Origin of the sequence: Nostoc linckia z4 (assembly GCF_002608075.1) — a bacterium.
Taxonomy (GTDB): domain Bacteria; phylum Cyanobacteriota; class Cyanobacteriia; order Cyanobacteriales; family Nostocaceae; genus Nostoc; species Nostoc linckia.
The window spans coordinates 1-21,254 of sequence record NZ_LAHA01000092.1 but is presented as its reverse complement, the minus strand read 5'-3'; the positions used below and the strand labels follow the sequence as shown (position 1 = coordinate 21,254).

General features: G+C 41.4%; 27 protein-coding genes. 6 read left to right on the top strand and 21 right to left on the bottom strand.

Going from position 1 to position 21,254, the window contains the following annotated elements; translation table 11 throughout:
- The 4 genes from VF06_RS36585 to VF06_RS36570 form a co-directional block, all read right to left on the bottom strand.
- A partial coding sequence (locus VF06_RS36585; protein ID WP_143874542.1) for a hypothetical protein occupies positions 1-1,356 on the bottom strand: 1,356 nt, incomplete at its 3' end.
- Positions 1,357-1,525: 169 nt separating this feature from the next.
- Positions 1,526-1,783, bottom strand: coding sequence for a hypothetical protein (locus VF06_RS36580; RefSeq protein ID WP_099072988.1), 258 nt, complete (start codon positions 1,781-1,783; stop codon positions 1,526-1,528).
- A gap of 185 nt (positions 1,784-1,968) precedes the next feature.
- Positions 1,969-4,536, bottom strand: a complete 2,568-nt coding sequence (locus tag VF06_RS36575) for a hypothetical protein (protein ID WP_099076491.1) — start codon at positions 4,534-4,536, stop codon at positions 1,969-1,971.
- 2 nt (positions 4,537-4,538) lie between these two features.
- The gene (locus VF06_RS36570; RefSeq protein WP_143861819.1) at positions 4,539-5,105 is read right to left on the bottom strand and encodes a hypothetical protein; all 567 of its coding nucleotides are present in this window, start codon (positions 5,103-5,105) and stop codon (positions 4,539-4,541) included.
- 509 nt (positions 5,106-5,614) lie between these two features.
- Between VF06_RS36570 and VF06_RS36560 the strand changes: the two genes are divergently transcribed.
- The 5 genes from VF06_RS36560 to VF06_RS36525 all read left to right on the top strand — a co-directional run bounded on the left by VF06_RS36560 (position 5,615) and on the right by VF06_RS36525 (position 7,756).
- Positions 5,615-5,767: a DUF1737 domain-containing protein gene (locus VF06_RS36560; protein ID WP_099076492.1), complete on the top strand. Its 153-nt coding sequence runs from the start codon at positions 5,615-5,617 to the stop codon at positions 5,765-5,767.
- Positions 5,768-5,788: 21 nt separating this feature from the next.
- Positions 5,789-6,103, top strand: coding sequence for a hypothetical protein (locus VF06_RS36555; RefSeq protein WP_099072405.1), 315 nt, complete (start codon positions 5,789-5,791; stop codon positions 6,101-6,103).
- 434 nt (positions 6,104-6,537) lie between these two features.
- A complete protein-coding gene (locus tag VF06_RS36540; RefSeq protein ID WP_099072408.1) occupies positions 6,538-6,831 on the top strand; it encodes a hypothetical protein in 294 nt (97 codons plus the stop codon).
- A gap of 17 nt (positions 6,832-6,848) precedes the next feature.
- A complete protein-coding gene (locus tag VF06_RS36535) occupies positions 6,849-7,106 on the top strand; it encodes a hypothetical protein (protein WP_099072409.1) in 258 nt (85 codons plus the stop codon).
- 353 nt (positions 7,107-7,459) lie between these two features.
- Positions 7,460-7,756: a hypothetical protein gene (locus VF06_RS36525; RefSeq protein WP_099072411.1), complete on the top strand. Its 297-nt coding sequence runs from the start codon at positions 7,460-7,462 to the stop codon at positions 7,754-7,756.
- A 460-nt stretch (positions 7,757-8,216) separates the two neighbouring features.
- On the opposite strand, the gene VF06_RS36510 is transcribed toward VF06_RS36525, so the two are convergent.
- From VF06_RS36510 to VF06_RS36435, 16 genes are all read right to left on the bottom strand, one after another.
- Positions 8,217-8,657: a hypothetical protein gene (locus VF06_RS36510; protein WP_099072414.1), complete on the bottom strand. Its 441-nt coding sequence runs from the start codon at positions 8,655-8,657 to the stop codon at positions 8,217-8,219.
- The gene (locus tag VF06_RS36505; RefSeq protein WP_099072415.1) at positions 8,641-8,958 is read right to left on the bottom strand and encodes a hypothetical protein; all 318 of its coding nucleotides are present in this window, start codon (positions 8,956-8,958) and stop codon (positions 8,641-8,643) included. The genes VF06_RS36510 and VF06_RS36505 overlap by 17 nt, the downstream gene beginning before the upstream one ends.
- A 3-nt stretch (positions 8,959-8,961) precedes the next feature.
- A complete protein-coding gene (locus VF06_RS36500) occupies positions 8,962-9,351 on the bottom strand; it encodes a hypothetical protein (protein ID WP_099072416.1) in 390 nt (129 codons plus the stop codon).
- A 79-nt stretch (positions 9,352-9,430) separates the two neighbouring features.
- Positions 9,431-9,649 (bottom strand): hypothetical protein, encoded by a 219-nt coding sequence (locus VF06_RS36495; RefSeq protein ID WP_099072417.1) that lies wholly within the window; start codon positions 9,647-9,649, stop codon positions 9,431-9,433.
- Positions 9,650-9,653: 4 nt separating this feature from the next.
- The gene (locus VF06_RS36490; protein ID WP_099072418.1) at positions 9,654-10,631 is read right to left on the bottom strand and encodes a hypothetical protein; all 978 of its coding nucleotides are present in this window, start codon (positions 10,629-10,631) and stop codon (positions 9,654-9,656) included.
- A 20-nt stretch (positions 10,632-10,651) separates the two neighbouring features.
- A complete protein-coding gene (locus tag VF06_RS36485) occupies positions 10,652-11,215 on the bottom strand; it encodes a hypothetical protein (protein WP_143874541.1) in 564 nt (187 codons plus the stop codon).
- A 35-nt stretch (positions 11,216-11,250) separates the two neighbouring features.
- Positions 11,251-11,838, bottom strand: a complete 588-nt coding sequence (locus tag VF06_RS36480; protein ID WP_099072420.1) for a DUF6712 family protein — start codon at positions 11,836-11,838, stop codon at positions 11,251-11,253.
- Between the two features lie 3 nt (positions 11,839-11,841).
- Positions 11,842-12,207: a hypothetical protein gene (locus VF06_RS36475; protein WP_099072421.1), complete on the bottom strand. Its 366-nt coding sequence runs from the start codon at positions 12,205-12,207 to the stop codon at positions 11,842-11,844.
- Entirely contained in the window at positions 12,207-12,422 is a 216-nt protein-coding gene (locus VF06_RS36470; protein ID WP_099072422.1) for a hypothetical protein, read from the bottom strand. The genes VF06_RS36475 and VF06_RS36470 overlap by 1 nt, the downstream gene beginning before the upstream one ends.
- A gap of 2 nt (positions 12,423-12,424) precedes the next feature.
- A complete protein-coding gene (locus tag VF06_RS36465; RefSeq protein WP_099072423.1) occupies positions 12,425-13,780 on the bottom strand; it encodes a hypothetical protein in 1,356 nt (451 codons plus the stop codon).
- A gap of 9 nt (positions 13,781-13,789) precedes the next feature.
- Positions 13,790-14,518 (bottom strand): HK97 family phage prohead protease, encoded by a 729-nt coding sequence (locus VF06_RS36460; RefSeq protein ID WP_099072424.1) that lies wholly within the window; start codon positions 14,516-14,518, stop codon positions 13,790-13,792.
- 446 nt (positions 14,519-14,964) lie between these two features.
- Entirely contained in the window at positions 14,965-16,479 is a 1,515-nt protein-coding gene (locus VF06_RS36455; RefSeq protein WP_099072425.1) for a phage portal protein, read from the bottom strand.
- 32 nt (positions 16,480-16,511) lie between these two features.
- The gene (locus VF06_RS43685) at positions 16,512-16,793 is read right to left on the bottom strand and encodes a hypothetical protein (RefSeq protein ID WP_099072426.1); all 282 of its coding nucleotides are present in this window, start codon (positions 16,791-16,793) and stop codon (positions 16,512-16,514) included.
- Between the two features lie 20 nt (positions 16,794-16,813).
- Positions 16,814-18,307: a hypothetical protein gene (locus VF06_RS36445; RefSeq protein ID WP_099076493.1), complete on the bottom strand. Its 1,494-nt coding sequence runs from the start codon at positions 18,305-18,307 to the stop codon at positions 16,814-16,816.
- On the bottom strand, positions 18,304-18,771 hold the full coding sequence (locus VF06_RS36440; RefSeq protein ID WP_099072428.1) for a terminase: 468 nt from the start codon (positions 18,769-18,771) through the stop codon (positions 18,304-18,306). Before VF06_RS36440 ends, VF06_RS36445 begins: the two co-directional genes overlap by 4 nt.
- A gap of 20 nt (positions 18,772-18,791) precedes the next feature.
- On the bottom strand, positions 18,792-19,244 hold the full coding sequence (locus VF06_RS36435; protein WP_143861822.1) for a hypothetical protein: 453 nt from the start codon (positions 19,242-19,244) through the stop codon (positions 18,792-18,794).
- Positions 19,245-20,342: 1,098 nt separating this feature from the next.
- Here VF06_RS36435 and VF06_RS42235 point away from each other — a divergent pair.
- Entirely contained in the window at positions 20,343-20,504 is a 162-nt protein-coding gene (locus tag VF06_RS42235; RefSeq protein ID WP_180267902.1) for a hypothetical protein, read from the top strand.
- A 409-nt stretch (positions 20,505-20,913) separates the two neighbouring features.
- Here the strand turns inward: VF06_RS42235 and VF06_RS42230 are convergent.
- Positions 20,914-21,254 (bottom strand): hypothetical protein (locus VF06_RS42230; protein ID WP_218964546.1); only part of this gene is annotated, 341 nt, incomplete at its 5' end.

Here is a 21,254-nt window from a genome sequence, read left to right as displayed (position 1 = left end):
AAATGCGAATTGGGCGTTACCGTTATCCGTATCGTCAAATTCGTAGCCTAATATAAGTTTGTTAAATATCTTATCTGCTATTGGCTCAATGACCAAATTAGCCACTTCGCCAATATCTGCTATAAGCAAATCTTTTCGGTAAAATTCTACCATTGGGGCTATATACACGCCGTTATTTACCACACCAACGCCAATAGATGCCCTGCTTTGAAGGTCTTTTATTGCCTCTTCAAAGTTCATGTTAATCCACTGGTTAGCATCTCCCCTTAATGCTGTGTCGGACGTCACAACAACGTCTCTCACGATCATATCCCTTTCTTTGTAATCGCCCGAAAGGTAGTTTGACGGTGCTATGGTGTATTTGTTTTCGGTCATCTTGTACACCAATTGGCGCAAAGCCCCGAAGTACCTTAGACCCCGAACCGTTACGGCTGGTAGTTGAAACCTTGTATCTACACGGAAATAATCTGCATCACCTATAGCGTAACTAAACCCATTACGCCCCACAACGGGCGAAGTTACCTTATCGGCTAAATAAACCTCTATGGCTTGGCCTGATTCAGCGGCTACGGCAATATCCTGGTATTGAATGTATATGTTGCGATCCGAACCAGGGGCGAGCGTGTTAGGGTCTTGCCAAAGCAAAGTTGCACTTACCGTTACATTGGAATCAATTGATTGCTTTACCACCGCATATAGTTGCAGGCGTACATTATCAGCACTGGCAGCCGAATTTTTGTAATAAGCCGCAAAGCCACCCGAAAACAGATAGTTGCCCGACCTGTTAACGACTATCAAAAGCTGGTTTTTCTGCGCTACCGAAGCATAGGTAATTACCTTCCCTGTATTGGGGTATGCGCTTATTTCGGAATATTCGGTATTCTTATCGTATATAGATAGAGGGATATACTTTTTAGCCCAATAGGCATCAGTTTTGTCATTGTCTACAAAGTTGGATATAAGCCATTCCTGATAGCCGTATAGCCACATGCCTGCTATCTCTACGTCTACTTTTTCTGACTGCTGGTAGCTTAGTGTGTAGGTTTTACCCGCGTTTGCCTCCAAATACGAATTAATACCGCCCTGTTTCAGTTCGCACTCTACGGTATCAATAGTGTCTTTGTAGGTAGCCCACTGGAAGTCAAAGATACCCATGCTTATAAAGTTTTGGGTAGTAGTGTCTTTGATTCTTATTTCAAGCTGTATGGTTCCGTTTACACCGTATGTATTGTATGAATTGCGTATTGCCTCGGCTAGGGTGTCAACAAAAGTTAAAGATGGTATTATTGAATCAAATATCCCGTGATATGTTTTGTGCCGTACATACTCCTTAGATAAGTCCTGCCATCTATCCACACAATCACGGTGTGGCTTTTGGTTAATACTGCCATCAGGCGCGATATATTGACCCGCGCCATCCAGTAAATAAAACTCGTATAGTATCTCTGTACTCAACGGGGTAAAGATAATAAAAAAGCCCTACAAATTAATGCAGGGCTTGCAAGTCGTAGGAATCACGACAAACCTACGAAAGGTCTTTGATTATCTTTTCTATCTTATCGCGCTTTTTTTCTAATTTAAGTAGTTTTATTTTCGCTTTTCCTAATACCTGTTTTTTAGCTTCGGCTTCACTCATTGAATAGTCTGATTTACTTAAATATGAGTTGTGCATCGCTCCTTTAGGAAGGTAATAAGTTATACTGTTAATTATTTTAGCATCTACAGTAAATATACCCTTTGTCTCCCAATACCTAGTTACCCAAATGGTTGTTGTTTCTTTCATAATCGTGATTTTTAAAGTGAAACACAAACATACAAAAAACACCCCTATTTTACAACAGGGGTGCTAAAAACAAAAATATATGAATAGACTACAGAAGAAATAGCCTGTACAAAGATAAAAAAAGTCCTGTAGAAACAAGACTTTTACTTCACACACATGAATTACTCACTTATTGCAAAGATATATTAATTCATTGATTTGCGCTGACTTGGCAATAAAATACCCTTTTTTTGGGTAGTTGGCCTGTTGATACGCCCTATTTTATAGTCAATACTAGCCAAGTAAGATTCCATTTTATCGGTCTTTATCTGCTGCTGGTGCTGCATGGATTTTATTAATCGTTCACTTAAAAATGGCAGCTTGGTTGCCCATTCGTTTTGCGGTATAACTCTAGCATGGGCAGGCGCGGTATAGATACCTTCTTTGCTTAGCACGTGCATTGTGCCATCAGGATTTTGCAGGATTTCGGGTTTATTACCTTCTGCTGCTATGAATGCACCGCCCGGGTGATCTTCTGTACCCTTTGCGTATTGCGGTAACGGTGTAGCTGCTATGGTCGCTACCTGTACTGCTCCTAATATACCCGCGGCTGTTGCCCCTGTAAGGTCGCCCTTCGCCAAGAACGCGGTAATAGCTAATGCCGTATTGATACCCGCTTGGGATATGGCTGCAACCTTTTCATAGATAGCCTGCTTTTGCTTCGCTGCAATTTCTTCCTGTCTTAGCTTTTCTAAATCGGTAGCCCGTTGCGCTTCTGCACCTGCCAGTTTCTTTTGGTACTCCATTTCGGTTGCTGATGTAGCGGCAAGGTATTCTTTACGCTTGGCAAAGTCTTGGTCTAGTTGTGCTTTGCGCTTCTGTATTTCTCCTAATTCGTTTTCGGTAATGCTACGGCCTATCTGCGCCGAAAAGTTGGCTATCTCTGATAATACCTCTTTATATCGTGTCAGAAAGTCGTTGAGATTCCTTATTTTGTTCTCATTGGCTGTAGTAAATTGTTCTGTTTCAAGGTCAGATATTTGCTTGTTAATGCTGGCAACCTGATTGAGTGCCTTTACACGGTCATCACCTGTTAGATTCTTTGCGCTTTCCTCTGCTGCTTTCAGTTCGATCCGTAAACGCTCAATTGTCCATTTACGGATAATATCGGTACGTTTCTTTTCAAATACTTCCTGATTGGTTATTGTACCATCCTGGTATTGCTTGTTGAGGGCAATAAGTTCAGCGAACATAAACCGCTCGTTATTCATTACGTCCTGCTCAAATAGCGGCATTACGTCTTTGCCGGACGTTGGGTCTTTTTTCTTTATATTGAAATCTAATGAATTAAATGCCTTTCTCCCTTCGGCGTATATTTTAGGAAGTTCTTTACGCAGCCTAGCCCACATTGCCAAAAGACGTTTTTCATATTCTTCATCTAGTTTTTGCTGTTCCTCATATTTTTTACGCTCTGCTTCTACCTCTGCTGCTGTTGTATCAGCTTTTAGATCGACAATATCAAGTTGTAATTTTTCGCGCTCACGCCCGATGCTAGTCAATATCTCTCTTATGACGTTTCTGTCGCCTCTTATTTTCTCAATATCCTCTCTGCTAAAACCTATGTTTTGTATCAGGTAATTAGATGATAGCCTTGAAATTAAATCCTCTGTTGATTCGCCTCTTTTTTTATATTCAGATATAGACTTGGATAATTTTAAATACAATTGGTTGGTTTCTTCCAATTTCACAACCTGATAGGCTCTTAGTTGGTTTTCTTTAGCTAAAATATCCTCTGCACTAGCACCCCTAGCCTTTAGCATTTTGAGCTCATTCTTTAGTTGCCTTTCGCCCTCAAAGTTTAGATCATCCCTACGTTTGCTGCTGGCAGTTATTTTGTCAAAATACCGTTGTATGGAATCTATGAGACTTTCGTATGCATCTTTAGCCTTTTTGGCTTTTTCTTCATTATCGGTAAAAGATGTGGCAAGCAAAGTAAGCCCAGTTACCGCTAGTGAGGCTACGCCCGTAATGCCAAATAACGACTGTCGTACTAGTGATAATGCTGATACTGTAGGTTGTCCTGCTGCTGCAAGTTCCTTGTTCCTGTCAATAACCCTTTTAAAATCCTCTGCAACAGCAGTAAGGTTATTGGATAAGGACATTATAAATATTCTGAAAGATATGCCTGCGTTGGGCAATTCACGCCATATCTGATTAAGGTTTGTTAATGCGCTATTGTAATTACCCACATTCCTGTTGTGGATGCCAACTGCTGCATCTACACGCTTTAGGGTATCGCCCATCCTCATTGCTTCCTGCTGGGCTTCAATGTAGGCGGGATTTAGTTCCCCAACACTAAAAAACAGGTCACGGACGCGCTTTATTTGATCGCCATAGGCTTTGTTTAAAATGTCGTAGTCACTAGTAAGCTGCTTTACCTGCTTTTCTTCTGCTTTCTGTTGCTTTTCTACGTCTTTCCGTAGCTTATTTAGCTCCCTTAGCAGTTCTACTACCTCTTTTGTGGTTTTGGTTTCTTTTTGCTGCGCCTGTGTTACGCCATCTGTAGCAATCCGCATCCCGTTAAGATGGTTGACAGCATTTTCAACTAGGGTATTTAAGTCTGATACCGTTGCTGCCCCTTTCAGTTTAAACTCTATATTCCTCGTGAGGCTATTAAGTTCCAAAAATGGTTTTATAGCATCTTCTGTAGCCGATTTCAGCTCCCTTAGTTCCTTTATGGCTCCCGAGGCGACTACCTCTATTTTTTCATCCATGATTATTTAGTTTTTGGAGGTGCGGGTTTTATTGCTTTAGAAAACCTTTTGTATTGTAGGCAAAATTCCTTTACCGTTAAAATCCCAATGTTTATTATTTGTGGTGCAAATACTTGTGACATAGACAAACAAGCATCAATGAACCAATCCCAATTAACAACAGACTTTTTACCGCTATCTTTTTCATATTGACGGATCAAATCCTTTTGCCGTAGCTCCACTTTCTTTAACAGAGCTTCGATATGGTCTAGTTCCTCATTGTCTATTTCTTCGGGCTGGTACTTGTAGTTGACATTGCCGTCCTTTAGTGCCTGGTTGAGCGCATCTATCAAATCAGGGTGGTACACCTGCCTGCATACGTTAATACACATGCCTACGCGGGATAGATAGCTATTACGATACTCAATGCCCCCAATAAGCTGTATTTGCCCTGCGCTATCGTCTGCAATGGCATCGTGGTACTGCTCTATTAACTGGTTGGCTTGTTCGCGTGTAAGCTCTCCTAACTCCTTATCTACATACAAGGAAATGAACTTAGAAAGCGGGAATGTATTGATTGATATATTCACATATCAAAGATAATAAAAAAGCCCCCATGAATGGAGGCTACTGTTTACTGCTTGTCTGTGTCAGAAAATCAAATGTAAAAAATATTTTGGGAAGTGTTTGGTGTTACCACGGAGTAACATTATCTTTGTGTAACAAACAGAAAGATATGAAAAAGACTAAAAAACATTACTGCGTATTCCTTCAATTTGAGGCTTTTGAATTTAATATCGAGGCTACGAGCAAAGCCGAAGCAAAGCAAAAAGCACTCAAGAAACTCCAACGAAAGCAACTAAAATCACTTTTGGATAAAAATAATACAAGTGTAGATACTTACTAGCCTATGGACATACTAAAATACTTCAAACTTACCCCATTTATTAAAAAGTACTTGCCTCACATTAATAATGTAAAGTACAAGCTAAGCGGTAAGAACAGCAGTGGCAAGCCGTATGGTTTCAGCCCACAGGAGCAAGCCGAAATAATGGCGGAGATAGAAAAACTACTTGAACAATCTAAAAACAAATAGTATATGAAAGAGTACAAAGTAATTCACCTTGTCGATATATTAATATTTGAGCGAACAGTAGCTAAGTATATTAGCCAAGGATGGGAACTAGTTGGCGGCGTGTCTGTTTTTCATCATAGAGGCTATATGCATTATCATCAGGCAATAACTAGGTAGCAACCTGTAAAAACAAAACATATGGAAGATAACACACTGAAAGCGGGATGGATAAAAATAAACCCTGATGGATCATTAACAAGGGATTATTACGCGGGTGATTGGCGTGGAGAGCCGAACGAATTCGCAATAAAAAATGCTATAGAAGCTACAGGCGCGGACATTTCACCCCTTACCGCGCTACGATCCCTTGAAAACAACATGTCGGACAGCCTAAAGAAAGCTGAAAAACAAATACTCGACACCCGAGCCAACAGGGTAAATAACATCTGCTTTGCCATGCTCATATTGTTGTACGCTATCGGTGTAGGGATAGCTTTAAAATATTTGGTATGAAAAATACACCGATCGAAAAAGCAATTTCTGCAATAAAAGAAAGGAGGGAAGTAGTATCTAATTCGCCTGATTGTGACAAGGATTTAATAAATATGAAGCTGATTAGCTATGACGTATGTTTGAATATACTTGAAAATCTACTTCCAGTAGAAAAGGAATATTTTAAAACCATTATAAACAACCAATAACATGTACAAGCCTTTTAAACTTGAAGAAATACCGATCCATCCTGAATTTAACGATATAGAAACAGTCAAGACGACTGAATATTTTTTAGCGGTTAGAGGTGGTTTGGTCTACGTAGGAATCATAGATTTTGATGATATGCGATTCTATGGTCATGCTCTAGGTAAGATATACACGCTGTTCCATATTTCAGAAATAACCCACTACATGCTAATACCCGATTGCAGTCACTTAAAATAACACATAACATGACAAAAGAACAATACAAGCAAAGGCGCGATGAACTGGAAGCGCAAATAAAAGAACTTGAACAGCAGTACATTGATGCCTGCCCGTATAAAGTGGGGGACAAGGTTGTGGTGGTAACATATTTCTTAAAAGAAAAAGAAGTTTTTATTCAACATATAACTATCTCGCGAATGGAAAACAGATCGTTCTACGCCATTGATTTCGCAGCAGTAAAAAGAGACGGTACAATGTCGCAACAGGGCGCAGGGTTAAGTTGGCTTGGCTACAAAGACATCATCCGCAAAATTGACTAACCAATAAAACAAAAACAATGACTAAAGTAATTATCCTGGGTGAGCAACCCAAAGAAGAAAAGAAGTTGAAACCTATTGAGCTTATTAAATGGATCAGCTCTATTAAGGGTATTTGCGAAGGGGCTGTAGTCAAGCCGTCAGAATATGACTTTGTTGTGCTTCTTTCAAGACTATATGATGGCAGTGCATATGACTTGATGTATGTTTATGATAAGAACCAACAAATGAGTGGCACTCTTTACCTCGGTCACTTCAATGACGGTGTAGTAGAATGATAACCTTTTTATTCATTATCTCCGTGCTGGGTATGTACGTTGATTATAAATTACCAAAATGATAAAATACAAAATATTTTTTTACGAAAAAAATACCTGGTATAACGCCGGTGATAAAATGCTATCTACTTACCTATTCGCTTTTCATGTTAGGCAAGCATCAGAGTGCTTTTATAGTGAATATCCTGACACTATGATTATCGCAGGCATAGTAGAAGCAGATGAAACTATATTGCATGACGATGAAATGTACTTTAAATGATACTTCAAACAATAACCATTCTTTTAGTTGATGCTGTAGCCTTTATGGTGGCTATGCATTGGGCTGGAAGGTAAAACCAAACAACAATTTTATGAAAACAGGGATCGAACTAATTGCCGAAGAAAGGCAAGAACAAATTGAAAAACACTTGTATCGAGTGAAAGATGACGTAGACCATAATGGGGCTATGCAGTTATGCAATGCTGCTGTACACCTACTTGGCCAATATAGCTGTTTTGACTTTGATGATACAGAGGATTTTTTGCCGTCACAATGGAATGCAGAAATATATAAAAAGATGACACTAAAGAAATATAGGGAAAGATTAATAATTGCCGGTGCATTAATCGCCGCCGAAATAGACAGGATTCAAAATGCAGCTAATTAAACACCCGTTGCACCACAACAAAGTTAGACACATCATCATCGGGGGCTTTCACTGTATAGCCCCCGTTTATCATTCTGCATATCAGGAAGGATTCAAGATTTGCATATTTCTTCTTACCTCGTATCTCTGCCAGTTGTATTAGCCTTTCATCTTTGCTGCCTTTTAGTGATTTGCAGGTGCTGCAATTACTCATGATCGTACATCGGTTTACTTTCAGGCATTTTTCTATTATCCCTTTGCTTTAGGTACATCTTAAAGTCCGTGTAATAATATATAAACCTTATAAATGTCTTATGAACATTTATCCATTGTAAGGCTTTTCGTAGCATTACATCTATAATTATAGTAGAAAATAGGTTAAATGCGCCTATTAACAACAATGATATGGTTGTAGTTATTATTACAACTCCTATCACCCAACCTGCTAAACCTGTAAATTCAAAATTCATATTGTGTGTTTTTATCCGTAAATAATTAGTTTAAATTCCCTTACCATTGCTTTGCTCAATGATGGATACCATTGTGCCGCATAAGGCGCGCTAAGCCCCCATATTCTGTCACCATACTTGGTTGTCAGCTTGCCTGTTTTGCTGTCTGTAGAATCAAAGCCGTAACTATCGCCGTTTACTTTTAGAAAGATACCCCTGTGAAATGCGCCTGTTAGTTTTAGATCGGCAAAGCCAAGACCCGCCAAGCTGCTCAATCGGTACTTATCTATCGCGTACACACCACTACGGTACTTGCCAATCGGATTGCCGTTCTTATCCTTACCGTGTAGCATTTGATCCCGTTGTGCTGCTTCGGCTACCTGTTTGCTATCCTGCATGGCACGGGCTGTTATCGGTATAGCCTGCTGTATGGCCTTATCTATGCCGCGATGTAGGCTAAATAGTGTTGCCATTAGTATCGTCGCGTTTCTTTCCCACTATCGTGTATATTTGTTTGAGCGCTGCGCCTATTGCATCACCGTCTATTGGCCTTATCTCAAAGCTATCAGCAGCAAGCTTTATATCGTAGAATCCCCTAAACTGGTTTACAAAGCACTCCTTTAATGCTTGTTCGCTATATGCATTGGCTGTGAGCAAATCGCCATCATACAGGATTTGACCCCATAATGTGCCATCTGCTGCCGTTTCTACTATTATGGTATATTTAGGATGGTCTAACGTTCCTTTTATCAATGATGGGATTTGATTATCCATATACTAAAGGTTTATTTCAAGTTCTTTGCCCGCCAAACACCAATAAATATTTTGTAGCTGATGAAGGAATTTGCATTGGGCGTTGGTTTCAGAGTTATACCTAAATGTTATTGACCCGTTTGTGATATTCAGTTCTACTCCAATTTCAGGATGTCCTAATTCGTCCGCATCAAACCTTATTCTATATTTCGATTCATATGTTCTTACAAACCCCGCCTTTTCAAGTATTTCGGGCGTAATGGGGATGGGATCAATATCATTGTTGGTTAACTGGACTTCTACGCCGTTCCTTTCGACTACTAAGATGCCATACTTGTTTAATGAAACAACTTCCCAATATAACTTTTGGTAAAAAACTAAAGCCCCTAAACTTAATTCATGTGTCTGTATCATATCATTTTTGTTTCTACAAATATATAAAAAGCCCCGTAAATTAATACAGGGCTTTCATTTTGATTGTACTTACTAATGCTTACTTTTCGGTCTTTGGCTTGGCTTCGGTCTTTGGCTGCGCATCCTGCCATGTTTCTTTTATGGCGTTATCGTTCTTGCCAAATGAGGCATAAACATGCTCTTTGGTTTTGATGTGCGCCAAAAAATCATCGGCACTTTTAAACCTTTTAAGCATGGCTTTGTTAATGCCCGTATTTGAATTGCCAGCCTTTACCTTTATTGCGTTTGTCTTTTTCATAACGTTATGGTCTTGTTATTACAATAGATTGTGCTGCTTCGTAGTATTCAATGCCCAGTGCTGCCAGTGCTGATACGCTTGCCAGTGTCAATACCATTGATTGCCCCGATGCAGGATAATAGGTATCCTTAGCATCTGCATCTATCAGTAGTATCTTTTGCTCATTCACCGTTACCACCGTTACTGAATCAATGGTTATCGCGTTACCCGTAGCCCTGTTGGTCAGTACGAATGCATCAGGATCGTTAAGCAGCGTTGGGTATGCATCAACCAGGTTCTCCGCACCGCAACACGCAGCAATACCCACTTGGAATGTACCAGTTGTAGGGTTGGTAAAGGCTATCAATGATAGATAAGCGTTCTGTACCTGTTCAAGGTCTGACAGGCTGAAATTAAGCTGTACACTCGAAGCATTGACGTTCAGCGATTGGAAGTTAGCGAACTCTAGCGCGAAATAGTAACGTGTTGGTTCTTCCTCGCTTGCCCACACCAAAGGCTCTATGTATATTTCCGAAAGACGGATAGGCTTAATGCCTGTTATCGTGCCGTTTACATCGGTTACATTTTCGCCCCATACTTTGCCGCCTGCATCCCATATCAGTACGCCAAAGTTGCCCTGTTGGTCGTTGTAGCCGCGGTATAGCTGATCCTGTACGCATTTGCTTAGCGTATGCTCCATCCTGAAACGGTTAACCACATCACGCGTTACTTTAGATGTGCCGTTGGGATAAGTAAACCTTTGTACGTCCTCTGATTGATTTTCGGACATGAAAGCAGGAACGAAAGACCCCCTTTCTGATGGTGTATCGTCTGTGAAAATGGCCTGAAACAGTGTACGCGCATTCAACAACTCCGTGGCAGTAAATACTTCGTTCAGCCTGTGGAACGAAACGCCTACTACCTTGCTTGGGTTATTGTTGCAGCTGCCTGTACCAAGATTTGATCCACCTGCGAAACAATCGGTAAAATTAATTGCTGCCATTATTTAATAATGTTTTTCTGTTAGTTAATGTTTTGTGGATAATAACACGCCTCGCTCAATGGTATTTCTAGCCCCTGTATGTCGATTGCATCAACTTGGTCGTTTAGCTTGTTGGCTGTATTTGTAGTGCCGTCTCCGAAATCCTCGCGCCCCCAGTATTTGCGCTCCGTGTAGTCGAACGTCATATTTGCCCTGTCAGAGATAACAAAGAATTGCCTGTTATTGGCTATGCCTTGTATTAATTTATCTGCAATAGGGCGTAATACGGGTTCAAATACTATATCTTCACGCTGCTCGGAACTGTAGGGCTTTTCCGTATGATGACAAACAATCAGCCTTACGGTCGCAGTGCTGTAGCCTCGCGGGTTAATGTTGTAGGTTATATCCTCTGGCAACCAAACCAACGGGAAACGCAGCTTTTTAGACGCGGGTTCTTGTGCCATTTCCTTTAAATGCTGGATTAGTTCCCATATGTGCCCATGATAGTAATTAACCGCCTGTATTTGGCTAGTATAGCCCGTAGCGGCGGTTTCTCTTTCCTGTAGGTACGCAATGAAATCATCCGATGATATTTTATCTACCACCTGCCTCATTGATTGCGTTACTGGATATTTTACTATCATATGCCTACTCTGTTACCGCCTCCGTTATGATAATAAAATGGGTTAATCCTATCATTCCATGTATTGAAATACCTATAGTAGGTAGCATAGCTGTAATACCATATGTTGGTATCAAATTCAGGGTACGTGTCTTTGTTCCTTTCAAGGAAATAGTACATATCCTGGTTAACCTTCACCATCTTACGCCATGCCAGCACCATCTTATCAACGGGGCTAACCCTAGTGGAGTTCTCCGCATTGCTTGTTACCGCACCAACACCCGATATTGTTTGAGCGTTGTTTTTGACATACTGGTAAAAAACATAGTCGGCAATTGGGCTAGTCTTTGTTGTACCATTAACCAGCCCTTGCCACCTATATGATTCACCGTTGTACTCGTATACCTTACCGTTTAGCAAGTCCTGAAACCTGCTATCTGATATGTTGGCTAAAAACAGTTGAGCGAAACTAACACCCATAACCCCGTCTAAGTATTCAGGCTCATACACATTTATTGAATCAGTAAGGGAGGCTATTATACTGCCCTTATCTGCGTTCTCAATCAATATATCCCTTACAAAATAGTCTGGTGTTATGAGTGCCATGTGTTATGCTTTATCTTCGTCCTCCAGGAACATCACGTATGAATTAAGAACGCCTGTACCCGTAGAGCTTAGTTGTACCCTGTAGTAAATAGCTTTACGATCAACCAAAGACCATGCAAAAGATTGGTCTGCAACATCTGTTAGCGTTGCTGCTGTTTGTCCCGGTACTGCTGCCCATTTAACGCCATCCAATGATATTTGCGGGGTGGCTGTGCCTGCCGCTGCACCTGATGCGCGGGTAATAGCTATTTGAATAGTAATGTTGCCGCTGTTACCGTTCCATTGTCCTGTATCAAACGTTTTGGTTTCGGTGTTCGTGTTTGTCGTAGTGCCTGTTAAGGGCGCACGTTTTAGTGTCGGGCTTGCCATTATTTACCTTCTTTAGATGGTTTTGAATTAGCGTTAGGGTCTTCGAGTGTAGCCATGCCGCTGTCTATCAGCTTTTGCACTACTGCACTGTGTACCTTGTACGCCTTACCTGTGCCCATTGGGCTTTTTGCAGTACCGTATACGGTTACTTCATCTTTAGGCAATACTTCGCCTTCTTTCATGCCTTCTTTAGGCTTTCTTTCTGCTTGTGACATAATTATGCTTGTGTTAATAGTGCTTTTACAACATCAAAATTGAATGATACGAATGAACCCGTATGAGCCGTAGCGATATAGTCGTGGAAGAACTTTTCAACGATAACGCGCATTTGGTTGTTATCGAAATCAGATACAACGCTGGTAACAGGGCTTGAACCCGTAACAGTCACACCGTAGCCGATGCGGATAGTCCATGCTTCATCACGTATTTTCCAAAGACCTGATTCACCAAGTATAGCAGTACCTACAGGTACATAGTTAGATGTTCTTACAGTAAAGCCCATCATGATGGTTTCTCCATCAGGGTTATACATTGGGATAGGAAGGAAGAATGAACCCTGTGTATTTTGCTGCAATGCGATACGCCACATATCCTGTGGGTTCAGTATCAACATATCCGGGTTAAAGTTCAGCGACTGTATTTGCGCTGCTACTGCGCCTATAGCGTGGTAGTCTGTAGGGTTAACGTATTGGCCATCCAATGCAGTGCCCGTGTAGCCTGCCGCATCTGCTAGCAGGTCGGTAGTCAGGATTGCTGAATAATCGCGCTCGCCTTTGTCCATGATAAGTTCGCGGATAATGCGGTATGCCTCTTTGTAGAATTTGGCAAACTCTTCCGTGATGATGTACTTAGCGGCTACTTTCTTTGCAGTAGATACGTTACGCACAATATCATAGGATACCAGCGGCTTAGTTGCGCCTTCTGCTACTATAGCAAATGCACCTTCTTCGTCACCTTCTTCAAGCCATGTCAGGTATTTATCTACCTCTGCAACAATGGTACGGTCTGCCATGTCGTACACATATTGGCGCGGCCTGCGTTTCTTTACGAATTCAAGCTGCGTGAATGATTCTAGTATGTCATCAGGCACGGCCGTGTTGTCTACCGTATTGCCTGTAGTCATAACAGCAGCAGCGCGAACATTCAATTTGATTTCTGCGCCATTTACTTTGTTGGTAAACAAACTACGAACGTTATCAACGTTTTTGTCAAGAAATTCCTGAATAACGTTAATGCGTTGATTCGTGTTTTGCGTACGCTGCTGTGACAGTTTCTCTACTTCACCCGCTACTTTAGTGATGCTTTCCTGAAACTTAGCAGGGTCAAAGCTGCGCAATGCATCAATAGGCATACCTTCCAGCACCTTGTTGATGATGCCTTTTACCTGGTCTTCGTTTTGAAAACCACGCGTTTGATTCTCTACCGTTTCTTTTACCTTAGCCAAAAGGGCTTTAGTTTCTTCACTTGGTTCGCCGTCTGTTTTATAAGCGGCGTTGACGAAGTTGATTAGCCCCGCCTGCCTGCTCTGAATCTTGGCAGCGCGTTTAGGGAATTGCAAATAACTACGTTTCATTGATAAAAATTAAAAGTTGTTGATAATGTATGATATGTCCACTCCCTGCGGCTTATCTATTTCGAGTGTGCGCTGCTCGGACGGCTCGAAGTTGGCAAGTGCTTTATGACGGGAAAAAAGTTGACGCGCTTCTAATTGCTTATTGCGCGGTAATGATTTTATAAAGTATTCGGTTTCGTCGTTCAGATAGTCCAAATCCTCTGCTGATCGTACAGTATAGGTAGTAAGCCCGCTGGGGATAGTCGCTACAGATAGCTCAAATAACTGGCATTCACGGACAATGATGGATTCTGTTGCTTCATCCCACTCCATTTTGTCCCATATGTAGTTGAAACCTTGAGAATAGTTGTTCAATGTACCGCTGCGCAACTGTATTAGGGTTTGCTCTGCTCTGTCAACGGCATCCAATGGCTTTGTGCGGAAGTAAAGACCCGTATCATCTTCTTTCAGTTCCTCGAACAGGGACAAAGGCTCATCCGTATTGTGGTTGTACAGAAACTTTATTTCATAACTGCTGCCTGATCCTGGGCCATGTTCACGGATTGATTTAGCAAATGCGCCCTTTACAAATATTTCGCCATGCAGGTTTCTTTCGCCCCATATTACCGCGTAACCTTCTACAATGCGCTGATCCAAAAGAGATTTGTCAAGCTCACCGCGTTCATTTACGCTCACATTGCTATAGCTTATCGCTCCTGCTCTGCGTTTTAGTTCCTGTATCTTTGGGTGTAGTGTCATACGCCAAAAAGAAAAACGCACTACATGCCACCTGAATGACACATAATGCGTTTATGTTTTAGTAGTTCCGTCATTGTTTTTCTTCGTGCATCTTCACACGTTTATTGTCGTTCTGCGGTTAGTGTGTTAGTGTTTGTGCAATCTGTTCCCTGCGTCTCGAAAGCACCACCCCAGATATAGACCCAATCAGTAGCCCGTCACACTATTATCTATATTAGCTCTGAACAACAAAGCAAATATAACAATTTATTTATTCGCGCAAACTATTTTGTTTAACTGTTATTATCAGCGTATTATCTGCAAAAGTTACATTATCCAACTCATAGAATGCCGTAGGCTTACCTTTCACTTCGTAAAATGGTCTTATGGTAAACAATCCCTTTAACTGTTCATCAGACATATTAGTAAAGTCTACTGGTTTCATAAATCATGTGTTTTGTGTGAATTTAGGAATTATTTTGTTGCGTATTAGTGCTTTCTTCCTGATTGTCTTGGCTGCTATTAGCCGCTACACTTTTCAAGTTCAATGCATTCTTAACCGTTTCTAGCTGCTCTGGTGTCATATCGAATATATACAGCCCGTATAACGGGTTGGTGCTTTCATCGGCTCCCGAAGCCACAAGACAGTCATTCAGTGTCTTTATGCCATTCTGCCATGCTAGTATATTCGTTGTAGTGTTAATCTTGTCTACATCCGCGCGCTCTTTCTTGTTCTCCTGTAGTATGTCCACATGGCTGAAATCTGCATTTATGTACTTCCTTTCAGCCTCCAGGTTAAAGAAATTGGTAAACGCTTCTGCGTACCGCTGTGCCATCGGGATAATAACATCAGAATAGAAAGACTTTAAGTCTGCATTGGCATTGCTGAATGTGCTTTGATCCTTAGTTGGTACTAAATGCCGTGGCACTCGTAATGCTGCATATATTGCCACTGCATCGGTTTGTGTTTCATCGAATGGCAATAAATCCTGTATGCTGCTACCAACTTGCAGGTAATTCATTGCCTGATTAGACACTGCATACAAACCGCGCCCATGTGTAACACCGTAGTTAGCCTGTAGGTCGGCAAGGAAATTAGCCTTTTCCGTAGATGTTAGCGGCACTGTACCATCTTCATCCGTCTTGGCTGAAACAAATATACCCTGTGGCCCTTGCTTAAAATAGATAGCCCCTCGGGCTGCATATACCAGCAAAAGATTCTTTATTGCCTTGCCTGCTCCGCTTAATGGGCTACGGGTTTTGCGTATGTCATTGCCGAATTGCAGGGATAACCTTACCAACGGCAACACCTTGTCAGGCTCAAAGTCACGCATTGCGCCGTTATCGGTCACACGGTATCTGCTCACAAAGTCTTTAACATCGGTTGCGGCGTAGGTATTTACGCCCTGCTTATGGTCAATAATGACATTTTGCGCAGGCAATACCCACCAGTTGACAGTTGAACGCCATTCATTAGGCAGTATAGCAGGTCGATTAGCATATATAAATGATTTACCCGTTAACAACTCATAGCACACAGCCATGTAAATGAAATCCTTAAATGGCTGTAGCGGGTTTGGATTGCTGAACAGGCGGTTAAATGCCGCATCCGTGTAGATTGTTTCATCATCATGCTTGCCGCCTGATTTGCGTACTTTGCGTAGCTCCCATATAGCATCGGACACCCGCGAAGCTATTTCATGCACGGGTGCAAATATTTCAGGCACACAATAAAACAGGTTAATGAAGTTCTGTTCGCCGTATGTACCATATAGAATATCGTCTATATAAGCCTCAATATCAAACCCGCGCCCTAGCATGGCAGGCGGCATGTCTGAATACTCCCATTGTGGCAGCCCATTGGAATCATATCCAGGTAAACCAGCATAAGGCGAAGGCCATCCCTTATCGTTAACAAATACCTTTTCTGGGAACGGATCGGGCGAACTGTAAGACCTGCCAAATATTTTAGGGAGCTTCATTTACTGAATTTGAATGCTAAAATAAGAAATATTTATCTACCCTTTTTGGAGTAAATTTTTACTGGGTCTACCGACCACAGAGAGCATTGTTCTAATGTTTCATTTGTTATTTCACGACCATAGTCGCGCCCTTCTACTATAATAAACTTTTCATTATCCCATATGTGCCAGCACGGCTCATCCCACCTATACATGTGCCGTATGCTTATCCAAAAGCTTTTAGCTTCTTCTGCGGAATCAAAATCTCTTACAAAGTCAATCATCCCACCATTTGGATAATGAGTGTCAGCAGCAAACAAAAAGAATCGTTTCATATTTGCGAAGATATAAATATTTATGTGTAGAACACATGTTCAAAGTTAGTGTTATAATACTTAGCTAGTTCTGCCAGCGAATCAGGCGCGTCCTCGTGCTGCACTTTGCCCACTTTAAGATACGATGTTAATTGCTGCATAAACTTAAAGTATTCGGGTATTTGCTTGTAATCTTTACGGAAAACAAAGTGGTTACGAATAAAAGCAGCCTGTGCTAATATACGGGTATGCTTATTCTGTGTATTGGATATTATGCGTATTTCGCAATCGCTGTTCTTGTCTTGTACACCTGCACGTATCTGCTTGCAAAATATTTTCCATGCGCTATTACCCTCGGCTCGGGTATGATTGATTTTGTTGCGTAGTATCATATCAATGCAGCGCGGCAAATTCAAATCTGTACCATCCTTGTTAAATATAACCTCGGGCACATAAATCTTATTGCCTGCCAGATACCCGTATGGTGCTGCCAAATCATCGCCGCCCTCGTCCGCTGGGTCAATTGCAGCCGCCTTAAATTCAGGTTCGGGGAATCGCTCAAAGTCCATGAACGTTAGTTCTTCCTCGGGGAATAGTAGACCTTCTTTAGGCTTAGGATTCTGCTGGTACTGGGTTTCAAATACAGTCGGGTTTACCTCTTTCAGCTTATGCAGTTCTTCTACAGTATGTTTAAAAGGCCATAAGGCTTTCATTTCTCCACCTTCTACATACAGGCAGGGCAATGATATTACCTCCCATTCGTCAGGTTCTATCTCTTGCAGGTACCCCGTTAAATCCATCGGGTGTAGCCGCTGCATAATGATGATTATAGGAGTATGCCTGCTGTTAACCCTGTTCCTTACCGTAGAATCAAACCTATAATTTACCCTGTTGCGTATAGTTTCGCTGTCTGCGTCCTCGGGCTTAATCGGGTCATCTATGATTATTGCCCCGCCAAAACGGTACTTTATATCTAAAATATGCTCTTCGGAATAATGCCCGTCTATTGAGGCTAAGAATTCATCTAAATCATCATCTGGATCATCTACGGCACCAGCACCGAAACCCGTAACGCTACCACCCGCTGAACGCGCCAACACGCCGCCGCCTGCTGTGGTGTACCACTTTTCTTTTGCCTTGCTGGATTTCTTTATCTGTACTTCGGGGAATAGCATTTGATAATCAGCCGATTGGCAAAGGTCTTTTACCGTTTCGCTGTTATCTAGTGCCAAACTGTCAGAGTAAGATAGATGGATAAATTTAGCCGATGGATTCAGGGCTAACCCGTTACTTATGAAGTTCTTAACGGCTATCTCTGTCTTTGAATACCTGGGAGCAACATTGATGATTAGCCGTCTGCATTTGCCCAATAACACCCTTTCTAATGCTTCGGTTATTACCTCATGGTGGGTATTAACTACGAATTTTCGGTTATACTGTTTCTTAAAGAAATAGCGCGTATGAAATAGCAACTCCTTTTGGCACTTCACACGCGCTACCTTAGCGGTCTTTATTTCATCCTCGGTTATTATCATACTTCACCTTCCAATGCATCAGATATATCTTTGGCTTCTTCTCGGGTTACAGATACGTTAATATTCTGTGTACCTACCACTTCCTGCTTCTCCCTCCACTTATCAGGGTGTCTATTCATCAGCCAAAATCTAACAGCACGGAAATCAGGCACATTATAGCGGACATTGGTAATATTAAACGAACCTTCCCCGTTTTCGCCAAAACTTTGCTCTTTGTATTCAAATCCACTAGCTAATTGATACAGCTTACCCCCTATTTCGGCATCAGCTTGCACCTTCCCGCGTGAAATGGACTCCAAAAACTCTGAATATCCTAATTTCCAGTTATTTATAGTTGTCTCACAAACATTGAAGAAGTCCCCTATTTCCTTGTCCGTAGCACCCAACAGACACAGTTTATACACCTGATCGGCATATTCTGCCTTATACTTTGTTGGCGCACCCCCTTTATTCCCTTCGCTCATTGTGTGTTTGTATTTATTGGTTAATATTTACCGTCTGCATCGTTTATTTTACGCATCTCCGCCCATTTTTCTAACTTTTTCTTAGTTAATTGCTTCTTATCGTTTAGCATTTTGAATATTGTCAAAGCAACTTCGCTATATGGCGCACTTGTATAAACCCCTGGAACTGTTTTAACTGTCATTGCAATAGGTGTATATCCCCAACCTAAGCAGGCGTTATCAGGGTCTACTTCATCTACTGCTGTGCATTGTATCGTGTAATCATCTGGGCTATCAGGGTCATCTACCCTGTTGGAGTGATAGCCCTGTGTACCACACTTAGGACAGCCATTTGTACGCCCTGCTATTACTAGTTCATCATTTATGAAATCCAGCATATCAGCTAATTGCGTATCATTTATTAGCCCTTCGTCACGTAGTTCTAATATCTGATACGGTCTTGGTAGTTTATTTTCAGGTTGTGGTATTGCCATGAGTGTAAAGATAAGATAATATTTAATTATGCTCGTTTTCTGCAATAAATTCTGATGCAGGTATAATAGTGTGCCCCCTCCATTGGGCGTAACCTCTGCTTTCCATTAGTCCTTCTTTTGGGTTAAAGCAGGTTTGGCCTTCTTTGTATGCAGACATATACCCTATAACCCGATCCTGTGCATACGGCTTCCCGTCCTTCCATTTTAACCCGTGTGCGTTAAGTATTCTGCATACTATTGAAGCCTCTTCATTGGTAAGGCAATGTATCGTTATACTGTCTTTTGATTTTAAAATATCATTTAGCTTCATTATGCTCATTATACAACGTGATGAAATTGTAAAGGGAAATGGCTAGGGGTTCAGGGGTAGCATAGGTTTCAAGAATACAAAAGTGCAATTTAGTAGCCAATGCTTGACAAAAGGCGACAGCACTACTTGAAGCCTTTGAATCTCCGAAACTGTACAAGGAGCTAATCGAAAAATTTGACGGCGATGTTGTTCCAACCAACTTATCAGTTCATCTATCCGGCTACACAGCCGCAACAACAAGCGCCACTATTGCTGTCTGAGAGCTTAAATGAAGAACGGTTGCCGATAAGATTAACTGAAGGGAAACGCGCATATTTGTCGTACCCATCTGGATTAAATGAAAAGGATATTGCTATTTTGAAATTGCAGTTAGAATCACTTGCATTAACGCTATAAAAAAAGGGCAACATTGTCGCCCCTGTTGGTTAGTTCGCTAAAATCATAACCAGTACAAATATACTAAGAAAAAAATAAAGGGCAAAATGCCCTTCAAAATAGCTCGGAAACAGCAAGCGCAGCAAATAGATACTGCGGCTCACATTAGAGGTCTGAATATTGCCGTTGGTCTCATTAGCCAACTACAAACATCAGCTAGTTGTTTTCTTACACGGTGACTGTTGCTGGAACAACAGAAGCCGAGGGGGAATAAACACATCAAAGTATGTGCTGTTGAACTCTGTAAAAACTCAACCTTCATTAGGTCTCTCATTAGGCTAAGTGGGTTTTTACAGGGGTTCTCCCTTTTTACAAAGATACAAGATTCTTATAAACACGTAATTTCGTACCACATGGCTAAAGCAGCGAAGAAAAAAGAGCCTAAGAAACGTGCTGAGAAGTACGAAGATAAAGTAACCTTTGAGGGTACTTTTGAAGATATGATAGGCATATCAGTAAAGGATGCTGAAAAAAAATCTGACGCAAAAAAATCCGAGAATAAAAAAGATTCTTAACTTTATAATGTTATAAAGAGCGGCGAGTAGTTTAATGGATAGAACACCGCTTTGCCGAAGACGGAGGTGGGGGTTCGATTCCCTCCTGGTATTTTAAAAAGCCACCTTATTAGGTGGCTTTTGCTCTTGATGCCTTGTCCCAACTTGTATATAGTTACCTGTTAAAGACTATCTGTCTATCTGCTTTTTTCATTTGCTTTACTTCTACATACTAAATAAACGGTTGTTCCTTGTGGCTGATAGGGTACAATAGAATCAAAAATAATCTTTGTGTACCTATCTACTGCATCATGTACCCTACGCCAATCATGGTTGTATAACTGGTCGTTCAAATAGCCATCCCGTGTTATATCCGTTGGGCTTAGCTTGAATTTCTTTTCGGGTGTGTGAATCTCAAAGTGGTACATGGTTATACTGTTAATTGATTCATAATAGAGAAAATTGCTGCTGCCACTGCCGGTACTTGCCCATTTCTAATGGTATCAGACTGCTCCACCCCAAAGGCCAACCCATCATTAGTTCTTCCAGTTCCGATGATCTCTTTCTCCCAATCAATATTTCCCCATTTTTCTTTTTCCTGAATGGGTTCCCACTGCCACCCCATTCGTCTATCCTGCCAACTACATGATTTTTCCCGTGATTGCTCGTTCCGCTGGGGGTAGGCCAATAACCAAATTCTTTTCCTATGGTGGTTTGCTCCAATGTCGGAAGCTCCCAACACGCCCCATATAGCATTATACCCCATTTCGG